General features: G+C 33.3%; 16 protein-coding genes and 2 pseudogenes. 6 read left to right on the forward strand and 12 right to left on the reverse strand.

What is annotated here, in order from left to right:
* Positions 1-280: 280 nt before the first annotated feature.
* From IPI65_13530 to IPI65_13555, 6 genes are all read left to right on the forward strand, one after another.
* Entirely contained in the window at positions 281-1,603 is a 1,323-nt protein-coding gene (locus tag IPI65_13530; protein MBK7442534.1) for a DUF262 domain-containing protein, read from the forward strand.
* Positions 1,604-1,685: 82 nt separating this feature from the next.
* Positions 1,686-1,943, forward strand: coding sequence for a hypothetical protein (locus tag IPI65_13535; GenBank protein MBK7442535.1), 258 nt, complete (start codon positions 1,686-1,688; stop codon positions 1,941-1,943).
* Between the two features lie 270 nt (positions 1,944-2,213).
* Positions 2,214-3,152, forward strand: coding sequence for a hypothetical protein (locus IPI65_13540; GenBank protein MBK7442536.1), 939 nt, complete (start codon positions 2,214-2,216; stop codon positions 3,150-3,152).
* A gap of 566 nt (positions 3,153-3,718) precedes the next feature.
* Positions 3,719-4,525 carry an AAA family ATPase gene (locus IPI65_13545; protein ID MBK7442537.1) on the forward strand — a complete coding sequence of 269 codons (807 nt, stop codon included), beginning with the start codon at positions 3,719-3,721 and terminating at the stop codon, positions 4,523-4,525.
* Positions 4,526-4,631: 106 nt separating this feature from the next.
* The gene (locus IPI65_13550) at positions 4,632-5,084 is read left to right on the forward strand and encodes a hypothetical protein (protein MBK7442538.1); all 453 of its coding nucleotides are present in this window, start codon (positions 4,632-4,634) and stop codon (positions 5,082-5,084) included.
* Entirely contained in the window at positions 4,979-5,845 is an 867-nt protein-coding gene (locus IPI65_13555; protein ID MBK7442539.1) for a hypothetical protein, read from the forward strand. Before IPI65_13550 ends, IPI65_13555 begins: the two co-directional genes overlap by 106 nt.
* 473 nt (positions 5,846-6,318) lie before the next feature.
* Here the strand turns inward: IPI65_13555 and IPI65_13560 are convergent, their stop codons facing one another.
* The 12 genes and pseudogenes from IPI65_13560 to IPI65_13615 all read right to left on the reverse strand — a co-directional run bounded on the left by IPI65_13560 (position 6,319) and on the right by IPI65_13615 (position 18,038).
* A complete protein-coding gene (locus IPI65_13560) occupies positions 6,319-7,140 on the reverse strand; it encodes a CBS domain-containing protein (protein ID MBK7442540.1) in 822 nt (273 codons plus the stop codon).
* 2 nt (positions 7,141-7,142) lie between these two features.
* A complete protein-coding gene (locus IPI65_13565) occupies positions 7,143-7,619 on the reverse strand; it encodes a hypothetical protein (GenBank protein ID MBK7442541.1) in 477 nt (158 codons plus the stop codon).
* Entirely contained in the window at positions 7,616-7,783 is a 168-nt protein-coding gene (locus IPI65_13570) for a hypothetical protein (GenBank protein MBK7442542.1), read from the reverse strand. Before IPI65_13570 ends, IPI65_13565 begins: the two co-directional genes overlap by 4 nt.
* A gap of 201 nt (positions 7,784-7,984) precedes the next feature.
* On the reverse strand, positions 7,985-9,004 hold the full coding sequence (locus tag IPI65_13575; GenBank protein MBK7442543.1) for an AAA family ATPase: 1,020 nt from the start codon (positions 9,002-9,004) through the stop codon (positions 7,985-7,987).
* Between the two features lie 42 nt (positions 9,005-9,046).
* Positions 9,047-9,385 carry a hypothetical protein gene (locus tag IPI65_13580; protein ID MBK7442544.1) on the reverse strand — a complete coding sequence of 113 codons (339 nt, stop codon included), beginning with the start codon at positions 9,383-9,385 and terminating at the stop codon, positions 9,047-9,049.
* Between the two features lie 199 nt (positions 9,386-9,584).
* Positions 9,585-10,163, reverse strand: a complete 579-nt coding sequence (locus tag IPI65_13585) for a hypothetical protein (GenBank protein MBK7442545.1) — start codon at positions 10,161-10,163, stop codon at positions 9,585-9,587.
* Between the two features lie 10 nt (positions 10,164-10,173).
* Positions 10,174-11,223, reverse strand: coding sequence for a restriction endonuclease subunit S (locus tag IPI65_13590; protein ID MBK7442546.1), 1,050 nt, complete (start codon positions 11,221-11,223; stop codon positions 10,174-10,176).
* Positions 11,216-12,841: pseudogene (locus tag IPI65_13595) on the reverse strand (SAM-dependent DNA methyltransferase). Before IPI65_13595 ends, IPI65_13590 begins: the two are co-directional and overlap by 8 nt.
* Positions 12,842-15,923 (reverse strand): annotated as a pseudogene (locus IPI65_13600) (type I restriction endonuclease subunit R).
* A gap of 548 nt (positions 15,924-16,471) precedes the next feature.
* Entirely contained in the window at positions 16,472-17,002 is a 531-nt protein-coding gene (locus tag IPI65_13605) for a tetratricopeptide repeat protein (GenBank protein MBK7442547.1), read from the reverse strand.
* A gap of 75 nt (positions 17,003-17,077) precedes the next feature.
* Complete coding sequence (locus IPI65_13610) at positions 17,078-17,767, reverse strand: hypothetical protein (protein MBK7442548.1); 690 nt, start codon at positions 17,765-17,767, stop codon at positions 17,078-17,080.
* 55 nt (positions 17,768-17,822) lie between these two features.
* A complete protein-coding gene (locus IPI65_13615) occupies positions 17,823-18,038 on the reverse strand; it encodes a hypothetical protein (GenBank protein MBK7442549.1) in 216 nt (71 codons plus the stop codon).
* Between the last annotated feature and the right edge of the window lie 1,297 nt (positions 18,039-19,335).

Raw genomic sequence — 19,335 nt, forward strand, 5'->3', positions numbered from 1 at the left:
GGTGATGCGCGGCAGGTAGTTCAATTCTAAAATGGAAATTAATCGGTGCGACACAGGTGCCTATTATATCAGGACAAAAATAACCTTGCGCTAATGCGGTTTGACAAAAGTAGCGATTCACTGCTCCGGAGACACATTTGTGGTTAATCAAAGTTTGGTTTTACGCATCAACATTTGTGGTTAGAATCGCCACCTGCCCCGAGCAGCAAACCGATATCAGATATTTTGAGAACGCTCCGAACGAACAGTATCGCAATAAATAAAACTTTAACAAAAGAATATGAAAACAGAAAACTTATCATATCGCCCGAGCAGTATGCACGTTGCATCATTGGTCGATTTATATGAAAACGGACGATTAGATTTAAACCCAGACTTTCAAAGGAATTCAGTCTGGACAACAAATGACAGAAAGAAACTTGTAGAAAGCGTTTTGCGAGGTTATCCATTACCCGCAATATTTTTATACAGGTGGGAAGAAAACGGCAAACCTGTTTATTCAGTAATTGACGGCAAACAAAGGATAGAATCAATTTTCAAGTTTATAGGTGTCATACGTGGTGATAGATTTGCCGTTAAAGGTGAATTTAGTTTAGATTCAAAAGAAGGGGATGAAATAGAAGAATTAAAAACAGTAATTGATTGGAATTATTTAAAGAAAATAGAAAAGCAATCAATAATTAATTCTTATGAACTTTACACAATTGAGGTTGATGGGGATATTTCACAAATAATTGACCTATTCGTAAGAATTAATTCTACAGGTAAGTCATTAACATCTGCTGAGAAAAGACACGCAAGAAATTGGAATAATCCATTTTTAGGAACAGCTACTAAAATTGCATTAAAATATGAATCGTATTTTAAAGAATACGGAATATTTAGCATTGGGCAAATTTCAAGAATGAAAGATATTGAATTAATATGTGAAATAATGCTCTCAATACATAATGAGGATTTAATTAATAGAAAAATTGCTTTAGATAAAATTATGAGTAAAGGGTTGACAAACTCTGCAATATTAAAACTAAAAGGAAAAACAGAACAAACATTAAATCTTATAAAAAAGATGTTTCCCGAAATTTATAAAACAAGATTCATTAAATTATCTGACTTTTATGTTCTTGCCTTTTTAATTTCACAATATCAATCTGAAGGTTTAGTTTTGGGGGATAAAAAAAGAAACCAACTTGCATGGGATATGCTTGTTGAATTTGACACTGGTGTTATTAGGGTTCGCGACAAGCAAAAGAAAGTTGAGGGGACAAACGAATCTGATACAATTTATAGAGATTATCATTTAACTGTTTCAAAGAGTACTGATGAAATTTCGCAAAGAAGAAAACGAAAACAAATCCTAGATGGTGTTTTAAGAACAATTTTTGATAAAAAAGATTCCAAACGACTATTTAGTTCTGAACAAAGACGTTTGATATGGAACACAACAGAAGAAAGAAAGTGTAAAGAGTGTCGTGAACCTTTGACTTGGACTGACTTTACGATAGACCATATTAAGCCTCATAGTAAAGGCGGGAAAACAGAGATTGAAAATGCCAGTATTATGTGCAGAAAATGTAATTCTTCAAAAGGAAATAGAAGATGAAAATTTTAACATCCCACGCGGATAAAAAAATATCCAGTGACATAAGAATTATAAGATAAGTTTATTTTAATAATAAATTCGTATGAATATTTTAGCTTATATAATCGGGATACCAATAATAGCATTTACTTGCTTTATGTGCGGATGGTTTATTTTTAATACATTTGATGACATATCTGGTGGTAGACTTGAGGTTAGTGTTGATGACCCTAAATGGTTATCAATTTTAATCAAATTTATTTTAACTCCAATTCTATTTGTAGGTCTTGGATTTGGACTTTTTTATTTACTATACTTAATTGGTGGTTACAGGCTAATTGAACGTTTATTTCTAAATTAATTATAATACAAATTGGAGGGCTTGCTTTTTAACTTTAAATTAGTTTTAACTAACATTGATCTCAAATAATTGTCCATACCTATCTAAGCAAATAATAGTAGATTATTCGAAAGAATCTGGGCCACTGCATTTATTTTTCCGCACAGTCATCCCACTCAAAATATTTATTCGTTCTATCTTCAATTTCAGTATCCAATCTTTATATTTATATTTAGGCCACAGTAACCAAGAAGGAGCAACAAAAATAATTAAATTAAAACCATTCAACCAATGAGTAAAATTTATTTAGGTAAAATCAGTAAAACATATGCCAAACAGTTTGAAGAAAACTTTTATGCAGGTGGTAAGGAAAGCAGTTCATGGTATGGCGGTGTAAAAGCTGGCGACTATGTTTTTCCAATATACAATACATCAGTTTCAAAATTGTGGAGAGTGAAAGAATTTTCAAATACTCCCAACGCAATCAACTCAGAAGGTTCAGTAAGGTTTGAAGTAGTCAAAGAATATAAAGAACCTGTTTCAATTGCTTCGACTTTTGCAAGATATAAACATTTTGAATTGGACTTGAATATCCTAAACAAACTTTCAAAATCAACTGCAAAGGAAAAAATTGGTTTCTATGAAATCACTTGCAGCAAAAATTGTCCGAGTGCAGACCAAATTGATTTCAATGATTTGAGAAGCATCTACATTGCTCTTGAGAATCCTTATCAATCAATATCCTACAAAGAAGGCGACATAAGAATTTTAATTGATAGCAAAGAGAGTTTGAAAATAAAAGATATACAGATTTACGAAGTAAGCAAATGGAAAACTTATGATTTGCTTCTGAAACTTTATGAGCAAAAAAACAAGCCCGACCAGAGATACTCATTGAAAGAGTTACTTGACTTTGCAGTAACAGACCAGGCAATTAAAAAAGAAAAGTTTCTCAATGCAGCAATTGATGAAATAGGTAAGAATGGTTTCTTCACTCTTACGAGCCCTATTGGTTTATACGATAACCTTTTGGTAGGTAGGAAAAGAACAGCATCAGGAAAGAAGGGAGAAGATGAATCAGAAGATGAAATACTGATTGAAGATGAAGCTGAACTTACTAAAGAAGAATTTGACGAATACAAAGAGTTTGTTGATTTACTAAAGTTCTCACCAAACTTGATTCTTTACGGTCCACAGGAACAGGCAAAACTTATTCTGCACAAAAAATAATTGAGGCCTTTGAATTTGACCGCACCGAAGATGTAAAAGCATTCAAACAAATTCAAAGCGAAGGCAGAATAAATTTTGTCACTTTTCACCAATCATTTTCTTATGAAGAATTTGTTGAAGGGTTAAGACCAGTTGCGACAGAATCGCAGGATGAAAAGCAAAATGAAGAAGGTGAAAATTTGAAATACAAAGTTCAACCTGGCATCTTGCTCAACATTGCGAACAACGCTGCAAGAAGTCAGATAACAACAGACCTCACAAAGAATGAATTTGAAAGGTAAAGGACACAAGCAGAATTTGGAAAATATCATTGGGAAAGAGGAAAAGAAGATTGGGTTTATGAATCCTGTATCGAAGACAAATCAATTGCAATTGGTTGGTTCGATAGTCAGGATATTAGTAAATGGGATTACGATAAAATCTACAAAGAACTTGCAGCAGATAAAAAACCAGATGAACCGAAACCAATCAACAACGCAAACAGCATCAACAACTTTGTGAATGAAGCACAGGAAGGTGATTTGGTTTTAGTGTTTGAAAGCAAAACTTCTATTCGTGCAATCGGAATGATTGATGAGTACTATGAATGGAGAAAAGAATTAGTTGGAAAATATGCACACAGAAGAAAAGTAGAATGGTTGCAGGTTTTCGCGAAACCCATTGACATCAGAAAATACAATGCGGGAAAAAATTTAAGTCAGGTTACAATGTATGAGTTGAGCAGCATTAAATTTCTTGACATCAAAGAATTACTTGAAACCGATAAACCTGAGCTGACGAAGGAACAAAAACATGCAGTGCCTTACTTCTTAATCATTGATGAAATAAACAGAGGGAATATTTCAAAAATCTTTGGTGAACTTATTACACTGGTAGAGAAAGACAAGAGAGATAAAATCAAAGTCAGATTGCCTTACTCGCAAAAAGAATTTTCGCTTCCCTCAAATCTTTACATCATCGGCACAATGAATACAGCCGATAGAAGCATTGCCATACTCGACACAGCTTTACGCAGAAGATTTGTGTTCAAAGAAATTGAACCCAATGCAGACATCATCAAAATTGAAAATCAGTTTGCAGATCCAGATTTGGACTTGGCAGTTTTATTTGAAAAGTTGAATGCAAAAATTGCTGAAAAAGTAGACAGAGACCACCGCCTCGGTCATTCCTATTTCCTGAATGTATTCCGCATTTCGGACTTCAAAATAATTTGGTATTACCAAATTATTCCTCTGCTAATGGAATACTTCTACAACGCTGCAGAAAGTATTTCCAGCATTATTACTGATGCTTTCATTGACAAGAAAACATCGCAGGTGAAAATGATAGAATCAGAGGCAGATTTCAAACAGGCATTGCTTAACATCAGGTAAGAAACAGTTTTGAATAGCGAAGTCATAACCATATTTGAAGATTATCCGAATCAGTTACCTGATTACGAAAAGCATTTGCAAAACCTGTATGTGCTTCGTGACATCATTGGCAAAAAAGATTTTTTCACTGCAATCAGATGGCACTTTACAGGTCATGCATTATGTAGGTTTTTTTCAGAGAGGAAATACAAGAGTTCAGATACTTCCAAAGATTTATGCAAAGACAGATTTAGCAAGCCATTCAGAAACAGAAATAAAATCCTCATTGGATTTTATTTATCGCCTGCTTTATTGGAGTGGCTTTCTTAATCACAAAACGCTTTCTCCTCAATTACAGAGCTCAACAGAAACAGACTTGCTTGAAATTTTCATTAGTATTTTCATCAATGAGTTTGATGATTTATTTCGGAGAAAGATTTTTCGCACATACGAACAGCAGGAAGAAAATCAGCAATTTATAAAAGGCAAAATTCTTTTTCAGAAACCATCAGAAGAAATCCAATTCTCAAACACCTTCACTTCGTTCGGTTTGATGAATATACAATCAACAACCCACTGAATCAGATTTTCAAATCGTTGATTCTGCAACTGCTCAGTAAAACGAAGGGGAGTGAAAATAAAAAGAAATTGGTAACAGGGCTTACTTACTTGCAGGATGTTGATTTAATAAACCTTAATCCAATTGTTTTTCAGAAAATAAAGTTTGGCCGTCTCAATACAGAATTTGAACCGCTTTTCAATTTGGCAAAACTTTTCTTTCACAACTTTCAGCCAGGGCTGAGTGAGGGCAAAGAGAAAACTTTCAGTTTTCTCGTGCCCATTCACTTGTTGTTTGAAAATTTTGTTGCCAAAATTTTTCAAACCTTTTCTGATGTTGCACTGAAGTTCAACTATCACAAACCGCAACTCCCTTTGGCATTGCATAAAGGCAAAGAAGTGTTTTGGCTTGAACCGGATTTCACCATCACATGCGGTGATGATGTAATCACAATACTTGATACCAAATACAAATATCCTTTTGACAAGGAAGGAAATGTTTCAATCAATACAGATGATTTATACCAGCTCTCTACTTATGCCTTGCGCTGTAATTGCAAAACCCTTTTTCTCATCTACCCGAAATTCTTAGGCAGTAACAATGAGAAAAATCTTTTAGATGAATACCAAATACAATCTGCCTTTGGCAGAATTACACTATGTATAATGCAGATTGACATAATGGAAAATGATTTGGAAAAAATATCAACAACTTTGCGGGGTGAGGTTTACCCTTTGCTTATTCAAGAACCAAATGCCAACCCTGCCAGCTCTGCCACCTAAACTTCCAGCAAACACAGCAGTCTTGGCAGGAATGGTTTATGGTACTCTCCGAGCCTACCCTTTTCAAGTAAACCTTTTTTGCAAAACTTCAGGACATATTACCTAACCGGTCTGTCCGATCGGCCAATGGATTCGCACCTTAGTTTGGTTGCTTTTAAGGAAAACTGGCCTTCCGTTAGCACTCTAAATAGATTTAGCTTCGCAGGTTCTAATTAAATAGATTGTTTTGGCTGGTTACTATACACCGTTTTGGTATTGCTTTCAGAATCATCATATTCATAATAAATTTCTTGCGCAAGATTTTGATGCAAATTACAGATTGCTTCAAATAGAACAATTGATTGTTCAGAGTTTATGTGATATTGTTTTGTTAGATCTGTTTTACACTAAAATTGTTGTTGAAAATATTATTTTACTTTACTATGAACTTTAAAATTCAAGCTTAGGTAATATTTATTATTGTGATTGCTAAACTATATATTAAAATACCCTCTGTCTTTAAGATTTTTTAAAAGATTTAAAAGCTTCATTAACTGATTCATATCTTCTTCTAATAACCCTTGTGGGTCAAAATGCATTGTTTTATTTCTAATCGCTCTACAAGTATTCATCAAGCCACAGAAATATTTTTTGTCAAATTGTAAATTTAATTTATTCCAGTTCTCTTCATTTTCAAATAGACGTTGGTATTCTCCAAAACTTAAGTCATTTACTGTATTGATTTCCCTTTTATTATCATTTGATACTGCTATTGCTTTTAAAGTAGAAATGGATAACTTGCCAAGTATATCCCTCAAATAAGATTCTATTTCACCAATTATTAAAAATGGTTTGGTTTGCGATAAAAACAAAGAACTTAAGTCAGCTGCTGTTACAATTCCAATTATCTCCTTCGCATTATTTTCTACCAATACAAAGTCATTTCTAATTATTTCTGGAACCGCGGTAAATAATGGAGTTGTTTCCTTAAATACGACCGAAGGAGCAAAGGCCAAATCCTTTACCTTTGAATTTCCATTCATCAAACTAAATTTTTGCCCAAGTGATTTCCAACTTATCACACCAACTAACCCTCTTGTTTGGTGGGTTAATACCGGAAGTTGAGAGTAGTCGTAGCTAATCAGTTTGGTTATTGCTTCCTGTATTGGCATATCTGGATGGATCGAAATCAGTTCGTTGCCTTCTGGAATTAAGTGAGATAGGTAATAAGATGGATCATTAAATAATCGAACTTCTGTGAACTCAAAGTCATCCATATTAAAATCCATATCAAAATCAGATTCGAACTTTGGCATATTTATTTTTTATTTTTTGATCTAAATCCAAGAATACCCATTTGTTCAATATAATTTGAAACAGTTAATATTGTATCAAGACTAATATTTGGTAACGGCTGATTCTTTTTAATATAGTTGGCTAAGTAGCTATCGGAAGAAGTTTCTAAACCCATCCTATTGCAAACGAGATAGGCAATAGATTCAGCCTCGATTTCAATCACATCGTGTTCCAATCCAAGTCGTTGAGCCCACCAACTATTCGATAATGTACCTAAATGCCCGGAATATATGTGGCCGAGTTCATGTACAAGAGTAGAATATTTATCATTCAATTGATATGAAGAATTAATGGCTACCAAAAAATTATCAATTTTTCGCGTAGTTGCATATCCTGCATTTGCTTTATGCATTAGGTCTTCTTTATATATTATATCTTCCTTACTTGCGTTTTTTATTGTCCTTAACAGCACGGTTTCATTTAATACTCCCTTGGTCAAAAATGGATTTTTAAATATTCTGGAATTTCATCACCTTCCGTGTCGGTTATGTCGTAAACAAATTCGACCGGACCAAACGGCATAAGTATTAAGAGCGGACGTGCATTTTTCTTTATTGTCCTGCGGTATTTCTTCCATTTTTCTGCAGATAATACTATTTCCACGCCACTATTTTGCATATGTATGAGAAAGGCATTGAATGGCGCAAGTGATGGGAATTTATTTATAAACTTTAATAGAGTTATGTAATTGCATTTTCCTATACTCTGAACTTAGAGCAAATAATTCATCAAGAGCCTTTATTTTTTTTCCTCATTCATTCTTTGGATATTCTATCTAAGATTATTTTACCTATCATTGAATTGTTATTTTATCGAGTTTACTACACTTATCAATATCTCAATTGATTCTTTCAGCTCATTACTGCTAAAAGTTTCTGCTTGCATTGCTTTGTTTTCTGGATGATGAATTTTATTTCTTATAAAAACAGGTAATGTTGTATTTATCGGTTGCTTTGGAACTCCTCCATTTTCACGAATCCATTGCCTGTCTTTTGGTATATTAAATTTTTGCTCAAGAAAATCGTCAATTTCCTTCTCTCTAAAAAGATGTGACTTCTCTTGGACGAAACCATAAAGTTCATCATGAAATTCTATCGTCATATAGTTGTAAGCAAAGTAATTTATTTCTCCCCAAGATGGACTCCAAGGAAATAAACCATTGCCCAAAGAAAGTTCATCAACAAAAATTTTATCGGTCTTATCTTCTTTTCTTGTTACAAAAGTTTTTACTCCATCTCTGCCAACACAATTTTTAAAAAAGATAGGTGAGTGAGTTGTTACAAAAATTTGATGTCCGTCTTTGCCTGATGAAATTTTCCATAAGTATTCCGCTAACTGTTCCTGTAATTTGGGATGCAAATGCAATTCAGGTTCATCAATAAGAATTTGTAATTTTTCTTTGGACATTGAAGCAAGCGTTTCAAGAAATAGGAGAGAAATAATCATTTCAATTCCTGAACCTAAATATTTAAGAGGAAGGTCAAGAATGTCTTTTGATGCTGAAAGAAAAGCAGATTCATATGGAGCAATTGAATCAATGATTGATAGCTTTGTTTCTTTAAGTTTAAATTCTGCTGTTCGTTTATAGAACTCTTTGAACACTTCGTATTTTTCAAATTCAATCTTGCTTGCAATTTCATCAGTCAATTCTGAAATTTTTGCAAACACTTCGGGGGCTTTTCCTGTCTCCTCGGTTTCCTTCCGAACACTTCTGGAGAAACGCCAATTCAAGTCGTCAATAATTGTTGAGAACGAAGTATTGTAACCCTTTGTAGTTTGTCGGTCTCGCTCTTTATTGAACAAAAAAACTTCTTGGCAATTCATCTGTGTTGAGTTGCGTTAATCCCAAAACTCGTTCTGTGAATGTCAAGTCCTTATTATTCTTCCTTTTAATTGCCCAACCTTTTTCTCCCTTGCAAAGTCAGGTAAAACAATGTGATTTAAAGTAACCAAATCTGAAAATATTTTTCCTGCAGCTTTTCTGTCTCGCTTCTTTGCTTCAAGTAAAATTTTGTTGCAAGTAATTTCTTGCTCATTAAAAAAGTAGTCAGGAATTTTTGCTTTAATACTTTCTGTTAATTCAATTTCAATAATAATGTGCTCATCATTTCCATTTGGAAAATCGGTGTGTTTGATTCTACCAGGTAAAAAGTTTGGAGAAATGAATAATGAATTGCATCTAAGGTTGATGTTTTGAAGTGCCATTATCGCCAATTAAAATATTGAACTTGTCAACTGAAAGATTTTTTATTTCCTCAATGCCTCTGAAATTTTTTATTGATATAGATTTAATCATTGCAAATATTTTTTACTTCACTTTTGCCTGCACTTTAATCAGCAACGGGAAAAGAAAATTATATAGTTATTTATTATTTCATCACCAGCCTTGCGGCTATGTAATTTATCAAATCAGTTTCATTCTTTTGTTTTTCAAAATGTTATTTATAGAAATGTCATTAATTTTTTCATAAGTAGAAAACCTGAAAACCGGCTTGTTAATTAGCATACCATAAACATCTTTCAGCAAATCATAAAATGCCCGTTGTTTCCATCGAGCAGGACCGTTACCTGAGAAATCCCGTTCGGGGGAAGATTTGCCAAATTGTTTTTCGCTTTTGGGAGTTGTCCAGAAATTCCCAATTTTCCCTCCTTTAGTTCCAAAAAAATCACAATATTTATTATAATCAATTACATGAAAATATTCGTAATTGTTGTAAACCGAAGATTGCAACGTTGTCTTTCTATACCTATTAAAATGGTTTTCCTCGTCCAATTCAACAAAAAAATTTTCTCCTATCATATCAAAGTCACCAAAGTGTATAGGATACTCCTCCAATATCCCCCCCAAAGAGTGATATACATTTTTCATTTCTTGATGAAATTGACTTTGCGAAAAAATTCCCCTATCAATTATTATAGGATAATAAAGATTAATGCCATTGTTATTCAACAGCGACGCTAATATGTTTTGTCTCTTTCCCATTATTTATTTTTTACTTCAGCTTCACTTGCCCGTTCATCAGCAACGGTAAAAGGAAATCACGTAGAGTTATGAGTTCTTGGGTTTCTCTATACACATTGAATCTGATTATAAAACCGCAATAGATTACATCACCAATGTCTTTGTGAATTAATCTTGTTGCTCCTGGTGTTCCACTTCTTGCAATTAGAATATCATTTTCATGAACCAAATATCTTGATGAATCTTTTTCAGGTAAAGAGATTTCATCCAATTCACCTTTGAGAATAAAATATGTTGTGTTTGAAATGTCACGAACATTTACAATTCTCACAACCTTATCCCCGACAACATTACCTTCATAGTTGATTCCGTTTTTGAACTCACCGAACTTGTCAAAGATTTTCACACCCCAACCAAGAGGAATTTCTTTTTTTAATTCTTCATTGAATTCCAATTCTCCTCCGCTTTCTTTGTAGGGCTTACCTTCTTCGTTTGGAAAATCAAATTGAGTAAACCAATAGTTGTAAATGGCTTTTGCCATTGTTTCCAATTCAGTGTTGATGCTGTTGTTGAGAGAAATTTTTAAATCAAGTGTGGAAAGAATTTCTGAAATAGATGCTTGCTCATTTGGCTTTCTGCAATTGAAAGGGAAAGATTTTATTTCGTCAGCACTTAAATTTTTTCTAACTCCTGATGATAAATTTCTTAGTTGATGATAATTATTCTTCAACCAATAATACACATATCTGTAATCGGCAACTTCATCATTAACTACAATGTTGCAGCAAGCTTGATTGGTAGTCATTGGAGTTTTTAAGATGGAAACATTTCCTCTTGTTCTTCCTTCACCATATAAAGCAATTGAAATTGTATTTGCAGGATTGATTTTAATTCCAGTTTCTTCAAGTGCCTTCTTTGAAATCTTTTCGTTTGTTTCTTTAATTTGAAATTCTCCTAACTGCTCCGTTTTAAGCCAAGGAATTACACCATCTGTCCAATAATCAGAATTGCTTCTCAATGGAGTTATTCCACTGTTAATTGACTTTGAAATGCTTTCTATTGTGTCGTATGTTTTACTCATAACTGATTTGAAGAAAGTTTTTCAAGATTTGTTTTTCCAAATCTTTTCCATCATTAAAATATTTTGCCAAATTATTTTTATGCTCTTGCATCTTCTCATTAAATTCGTCAGAAGTCAATTCGCTGTATTCAATTCGAGTGTCAAAATATTGTCCTGCACCGAATGAATATTTCTTTCCTTTTATTTTTCTGTATCAACCAAAATGGAAAAATCTTCAATCACATCTTTGTTGTTTATCGTTTCAATGATTTGTTTTCATCATTAGCACTCAGCAAAGTTTTTTGATTCTTACCGTCTTTCACTTTTGTACCCAACTTACTTGCATCAACTAAAATTACTTTGTCAGTGATTTTGCCTTTGTCAATAAACAAAACAGAAACATTTGTTCCTGTGGTTGCAAAAATGTTTGTAGGCATTTGCACAACTGCATGTAACCAATTATTATCAATCAATTTTTTCTGATGCCTAAACCTATTGCTGCTTTCTCGCTGCAAAATCCTGTTGGCACTACAACTGCGGCTTTGCCTTTTGTGTCTAACGAATAAATGATGTGTTGAAGAAACAACTGGAAAATTGCCATTGATTCTTTCTTCTTATTCGGCACATTTGGTACACCTGCAAAAAATCTTTTCTTGTGTATGTCGCTTGCAAGCGTTTCTCTATCATCACTGAAATCAGTTTTGAAAGGTGGATTGCTAACAATGTAATCAAACTTTTTTAAATCATCTTTTGCATCGTTTAAATGAAAAGGAATTGTCAAAGTGTTTCCTTTTATCACATTGTGAAGTGAATGCACAAGATTGTTCAGGATTAAATTCAACCGTAAAAACTCTGACGACTTTTGAGAAATGTCTTGCGAATAGATTGTGCATTTATCCTCTCCAATTTGGTGAGCCAAACTTAACAACAAACTTCCTGAACCTGCTGCAGGGTCGTAAAGCAAAACATTCTTTGTTTCCTTTGGAACTAGAATCCTTGCCATAATTTTTGCAACAGCTGGAGGTGTATAATACTCAGCATATTGTCCGCTGTCTTTGTTGTAATCCTTAATCAGGAATTCAAAAATCGTAGAGAAGAAATCATATTTTTCTTCAAAAACGGGTTCGAAACTGAACGCAACTAATTTGTTAATGATGGCTTTACAGAAAGGACTTCTTTCGTTTTTTTCTCTGATGTTTTCTGATAGTTCCTCAAATAACGGAATCTTTTCTCCGCCAATGGTAGAAACAGAAAATATTTTGATGTTAGTTGCTGCAATTTCTGTAAGCGTAGCATCAAAGGTGATGGAAAAATCTTTTTCGTTCTGCTTGTTGAACAGGTAACTGATGAAATGTGTTTTTTTCAACTTCGCACTTCGTTCACCAATTTTTTCAATCATGTATTCGTAATCATTGTCCGTCATGTTTTGAATGTCGGCTTCAATGTTCTTGCTGTCTTTTAATTTCTTGTTGGCGTTTCGTGCTTCATGCAAAAATTTATCGTTCAAAAATTTGTAGAGAAAAACTTCCGTAATGATTTTGTATTCCCGTGTGTTTGCTAAACCGTAATTGCTGCAAACGGTTTTCAATCCGTCAATCAGTTCTTTTGTTTTCTGTGTATGTTCTTGGTGAGTTGTCATTTATATGGCTCTTTGATAAAAGTATTCGTTCACTAATGTTGTATTGATAAAGCGAACCACATTCAAATCCTGAATTCCTTTTTCTTCAAGGGTTTCAATAATTGTTCGCTTGGTTGCTTCCGAAAAATAATCTTCATTGTTAAGCAATGCTTGATTATTCAGCACTGTAATATCTGTTTTGTGTTTAATGTTGAGCAATACGGCTTGCAAAGCGAATTCGCTTTGCAGCACATTCAAATTATTTTCTTTGATTCGTTTGTGAATCTTGGCAAACTTGGTATCGTTCTCATACTTGGCTGCAAGCTGCGCATCTTTATTGTTCAAGGCGTTTGCCTGTTCGTAAATGTTTTTTAAATCTTTTATTGCTGCATCCATTTCAGCCGAATCTAATTCCTCAATGTTTTTCTTTTTGAATAATCGTTTCAGTTCTTCAAACAGAGAAATAAATTTCGGGTCTTTCTTATCAAAGTTTCCTTCCAATTCTTTTCTTGCTCTTTCTAATTCGCTTCTGAATTTGTCTGCAATTTGCAATTCATGCGTTGCAATTTTGCGAAAGGTGAATTGCATTTTCTCCAATGCAATGGTTAACAAGTTTGTGTTGTCGTTGGCATTCTCTAAACTTGCTTTCAGGTTTATGATGTCAATACGATTTGCAACTTCGTTATACAACTTGTTCACTTTGTCAAAAGAAAATTTCTCTAAGAGTTCGGTGTAGCCCATCACCTTTATTATGTTGTATAAACTCTTTAGATTCTCCAAACATTTTTTAAGCTCGGTAATTTCTTTCTTGTCGGTAATCTTACTTATGACTTTCTGAAACTCTTCTAAGTTTGAAAAGTCGTAAAGAAATAATCTCTCTTTTATTTCTGCAATCTCTTTGTCAATTTCCTCTGACGATTTGAAGAGGTTGGAATACTCTTTAGATTCATCGCCTAACTCTGCTTGAAGTTCTTTGAAATATTCTTTGTTTGTTTTGTCAAACTCTTTTCTGATGTCGGCAAAGTCAACTATATAGCCATACTTGAAAGTTTTATACGGTCGATTTACTCTTGTTAATGTTTGTAAAAGATTGTGATCTTTTACAAGTCTTGTCAGATACATTTTTTTTAGCCGCTTTGCATCAAAACCCGTCAATAGCATATTATAAACAATCAACAAATCAATTTTGCCTTGTTTGAAATCTGATTGATTGTCTTTGCGAATTTGCTTTGTGTCCACATCATGCAGAATCAAAGCGGCTGTTATTGGTGCATCTTCTGTGTTCAAATATACTTCGTTTGGTTCAGCTGCAATTGCATATTCTGCTTTAGGTTCAGTCAGTTTCCGAATGATGGTTTGCTTCTCATTGTATTTCTGCACAAATTCCAAAATCATTTTGGCTTGGGGGGCAGAATCGCAAACAATCATTCCCCCAATTGAATCATCATTGTGAATCACTCTGCTTTTTTTGAAGTCGGCAATTATATAATCAACCAACGGTTCTACAAATTTCTTGTGTGCAAAAATTTGGCTTTTTGTAAACTCACCTTGCTTCACAATTTCATCATATACTTTGTTGATGTCGGTTCTGAATTTTGTTTCAATCGCTTCACGAATCAATTTCAAAGTGTAACCGTCTGCAATGGATTTGTTGTAATAGTATTTGTGAAAGTAGTCGCCAAAAATTTCTTTGCTTTTGAAATCACCAGTGATTAAAGGTGTTCCCGAAAGTCCGATGTGAATTGCATCTCTATCAGAGTTCACCAATTTCGCATAGAAAGTTCCTTCGGGATTGTAACCGCGGTGAACTTCATCCAAAAAGTAAATCCGTTTTACATTGATGTTGTAATCGGAAATTTGAGCAATGGAATAATCTGAAAACTTTTGAATGTTGACTACCGTTATCGTTTGCTGTCCGTCATTCCCTGCTGTTGCGCCTGCGGTTGTGATGTTGTTTACAAAATCTTCTTTTGAACTTATCATTTCAACCTTTAATCCTCTTGCAACAAATTCGTCTTTGGCTTGCGTTGCCAAATCCAAACGGTCAACAATGAAATAGAATTTCGCAATGATGTTTTGCTTCTGATAATAATCTTTTAAATAGGAAACATTGTAAAACGCCAAAGCGGTTTTACCGCTTCCTTGTGTATGCCAAATGATCCCTTTTTTATTCCTGTATCTAATTTTTTCTCAATAGCCAAAGTCCAAATAATTGAGGGTAACGCATTATGTGTTTCTCAATTCGGTTTCCGATTTTATCGGAACTGTTCACATAAGCAAAACCATATTTTAAAATTGTTTTCAATCGTGGTTTGCTGAACAAAGAGGTCAACACGCGATTAGTAGGGGAGTTATTTTCTTTTGCTGTGTTGTATTCAGTTGTTCCAAGAATTGAAACAATGTTGTTGTTCAACAAAATTTGTTTTTCAATTTCTAAATCTTCTGACGGCAAATTGTGATTGATGGAATTATCTTCTTCTCGGAAGCAATTGAAGTTTACTTGTTCGGGGTCGGGTGTTGCGTAAAACGCACCTTGTATAGGTGTGATGCTTTCCTCGTCATACTCCTGATTGTTTGAGAACACAAGCAACTGCGTTATGTTCATGAACTTTTTGAACTTCGGATTTTTGAAACGAACATTTATTCTGTTTCGTTCCGCTAAAATTCCTTCTTTGTTGTTCGGCTTCTTCACTTCAATGAATGTCAACGGCATTCCGTTAATCAGCAAAATAATGTCAGGTCTGAATTCTTCTTCCTCGTTTTTTGTAAGTGAGTTCGGTTACAATATTAAAAATGTTGTTCTCTCAAAATTGTCAAGGTCAATCAACTTGCAAGGAAAATCCCCAGTTAAACTTTTATAAAATCTTTTCCCAAGGTCGTTATTGTCAAGTTGAATATTTAGTTCCGAAAGGAAGGAATCAATTTCGGTGTCGGTAAATTCTTTGTCGTTGATTCTAGAAAGTCCTGCCTTGAATTGGTCTTTGAAAATATTGGTGTCGGTGTGAAGATTCGTAATTGCTGACTTAGGCAAATAAGTAAAGCCCAACCGTGTCAGATGCACGATTGCAGGGATTTTTACTCTTGAATCTTCGTTAAAGGTCATTTGGGCAATATTTGGGATAATGGTCTGTAAAAATATGAATTTTGAATAGATTATAGCCAGAATTTGAGCAAAATATCTATATAATATCAGGTAAATCCTTCACAAAACTCCAAAAAGCATACCGAAAAACCTGAAGTTACTGCAAAAGATGAGTGCCCAACTTTTATTATAAGGCCTTTAAAATATTATCAACTATAAATTCCCCGTTTGGTCTTTTAGAAAACATCTTATTAATTAACACTTTGCCACTCTATAAAAGGAAACGGCGTTTACTCCCCATTTTTTCTAAAAGAAATGTTGCCACAAAATTCAAGGTTTTCGGGTTTTGCGAGTTTTGGCTAAAACCCTAAGAGCATAACGGAGATTCTAAATTGATGAAAAAGCTATAAATGCCCCAATTTCGTCTTTTAGAAAATACCTTTACTTTTTTAACATTTTTGCCACTTACAATTTATTTTCAGTTTCCAGATTAAATTTGCTGTTTTCCTCACTTTTCGTCTATAAGAAAATTTGCCTTAAAATTCGGTTATTTCGGTTTAACTTGTTTTTTAATAGCAAGTTTTAGTAATTAAAAGTTGAATATCAGTTCTTCCCAATTTATAAGCCCTATTTAAATCCTGACAGGCGCCGTTTAGATTATTAATTTTTGCCTTCTGTGGGGCTCTGTTAACTAAAGTAACTGGCAAGTCAAAATTTAAGCCACAAGCCTTATCGTAATATTTAATTGATTGTTCGTGACTTTTTAGTTCTCCAAAAGTATATCCTAAATTATAATAAGCTGTTCCATAATTAGGTTCTATGTTTATTGCCTTCTTAAATTCAAGTACTGCATCATTGAGTAGATTAAAGGATATCAGTATTGTTCCTTTTAAATTGTAATACTCCTCATCAGTGGTATTAATTTCTATAGCGCTATTTATTAAATTAAGTGCATCACTATTTCTATCTAAGTCACACAATAGCATAGAGTAATTATAAAGATTTAGATCATTAGACGGATTCAATTTGTATGCCTTTTCAAAAAATACTAATGCCTCTTGAAATTTTTCCGAATGATGTAGCATCACACCAAGATTCATATAGGTATCAATAATATTAGGGGATTGTGGGGCTATATCTAGTGATTTTTGAAATATATAATCGCAGAATCTGTATTATTCTATATAGTTAATCCTACTCAAGTCTTCGTGAGCTTTTTGGATGTTTTCTAGATTATAATAAAGATTGCCTCTGGCTCCAAATGCTATAGCACATTTATCGTCAATTAAAATAGCCTCATTCAATAATTTCAAAGACTCTTTAGGTGAGATTGCAAGATTAGCAAGGCCTACTAATGCCTCAGATTGGATTTTCTTATCTTTTTTAATATTTTCTTTTATAACTAATTGATACAGACTCCTAGATTCTTTAAGCTCATTTAAGTTATACAGAATAGATGCTTTATTCAAATAAGCTTCAATTAAACTGCCCACGGTGTCTCTATTCGCTATAAAATAATTAATATCAATTAAAGCCTCGTTATACAAACCTAATTGAAATTTAGCCAAGGCCCGTTCGTGATATGCATATATGGTGTTTCTATTACTTTCGTTATCGAGTTCAATGATTTTATTAAGGTCTAGAATAACTTCCTGATGGCGGCCTAATTGATTATAAATTACAAACCTGATTTGATAATAACTTAAACTATCCGGCTCCGCATCAATGGCCTTATTTATTTCCTCTAAAGCATTATCATATTTATTCTCTTTAAAATACCGCACAGCTTCCTTTTTGTGATCTTCAGGATTTTTGCATGAATATTGTAAAAGTAAAAAAAAGGATAATATAATAAATGATTTCATAATACGTAGTTGTTGTTTAATATTCAGTACAATTGAAAGCAAAAATTATGTCATTTTAATTACCCATGCCACCCAAAAGGGCAATTATTCCTCCAATAATTATATGGCCAATATAACTAAATATACTCCATATAATTAAAAATCCAATAGCACCTCCAAAACTCGTAGGTTCAATCCAATTCCAAGCTAATATGCCAGATCCAATTGAAATAAGCAGAGTTCCAATCCATAATAAACCGATTAAACATCCACCTTCATCAGAATTACTCATAATTTTTAAGTTTTATTGTTAAAATTAATAAATGCCTTAGATATAAACAATATGCCACAGATAATATCAATTGGTATCCATACATTTTTATCGTTTAGATAAATTGGAAACAATGGGTTAAACAATATCGCAATAATTCCAAAAATATAAACCCACAGGGTAATTCCATTTTTGTATTCATTAAAAATGACGAAACCGCAACATGTTGTTATTGAAATTCTCAAGAAAGTATAATAACCAATTGGCAGATTTGCAATTGCGATAAATAGGAGACATGCGCATAATATTAAAAAGCTTCTCATTGTGTCTGCTTGTAAAAGGGTTAATTAAAGCTGGGTTATACTTGAGATAAGCACCAATATTAAAATATTTATGCCATTTTTGCAAATGTATTCGATTTGTTTTTGTAAAATCCACTGTTTTGGGTTAATAACAGCAGATATCAGACCCTTTTGCAGTAAACCCATAGGATTTTGTCTCACCCTAATACAGGTTGTTACAGCTAAACCATTCAAGATGCCAACTTAATACAGAACCACAAAAAAGGTTTGGCTCTAAAAGGCGAAACCTATATTAACTTGTTATTATCTCAAAAATGAATACGATCAATTTCAATTGGGTTGAAAACACTTGCTTGTTTCCACCCATTTCGCCTAAAAGAAATAACCTTCCAAAGAGCAGCTGTTTTTTGGGCAACTAGGCGTGTTATAGCACTCAAATGCATTTTTTTTGGTTGGCATAGGTTAACCATTTACTTTTGCATATAGTAAACCACGCATATGAACCACTTAAGTAATTTATTCAAAAGTATTCCATCTTGGGTAAAAGGATATACAACATTGATTTTGATAGGGATTTTGATTGTCTCTTTTATTGCAAACCCATCTAACGATGATTTTTATCAATATGCTAAAGTAAAAGCATACTTGCCCACAATATATAGATAAATGTATGTATTCCAGCAGGACTAGCTACTTTTTAATATTCAGTAAGTTTGAATGTAAATACTATAATGTGGATGCGAAGATTACGAAAGCGCAAGGTATGTTGGGTGGATGTGGAATTATTTAAATTAAAATATTGGTGGGGCTAACATAATCCCTCTCGCATTTGATATATGGTCATTGCAGGTTAGCTGCGTTTCACTACCATCTCATCGTAAATTCCGCCCTGTTTATTTTTAAGTTTCTTTTTTATCTTTAGAATATTTTGAAAATACATGTTTTCATTTTCAATTTGGTTGAAAACACCCGTTTTCTGATGAAATTCTCCTAAAAGAAATTTCCTTCATAAATGA

It is taken from the genome of Bacteroidota bacterium (assembly GCA_016706255.1).
GTDB lineage: Bacteria > Bacteroidota > Bacteroidia > Chitinophagales > BACL12 > UBA7236.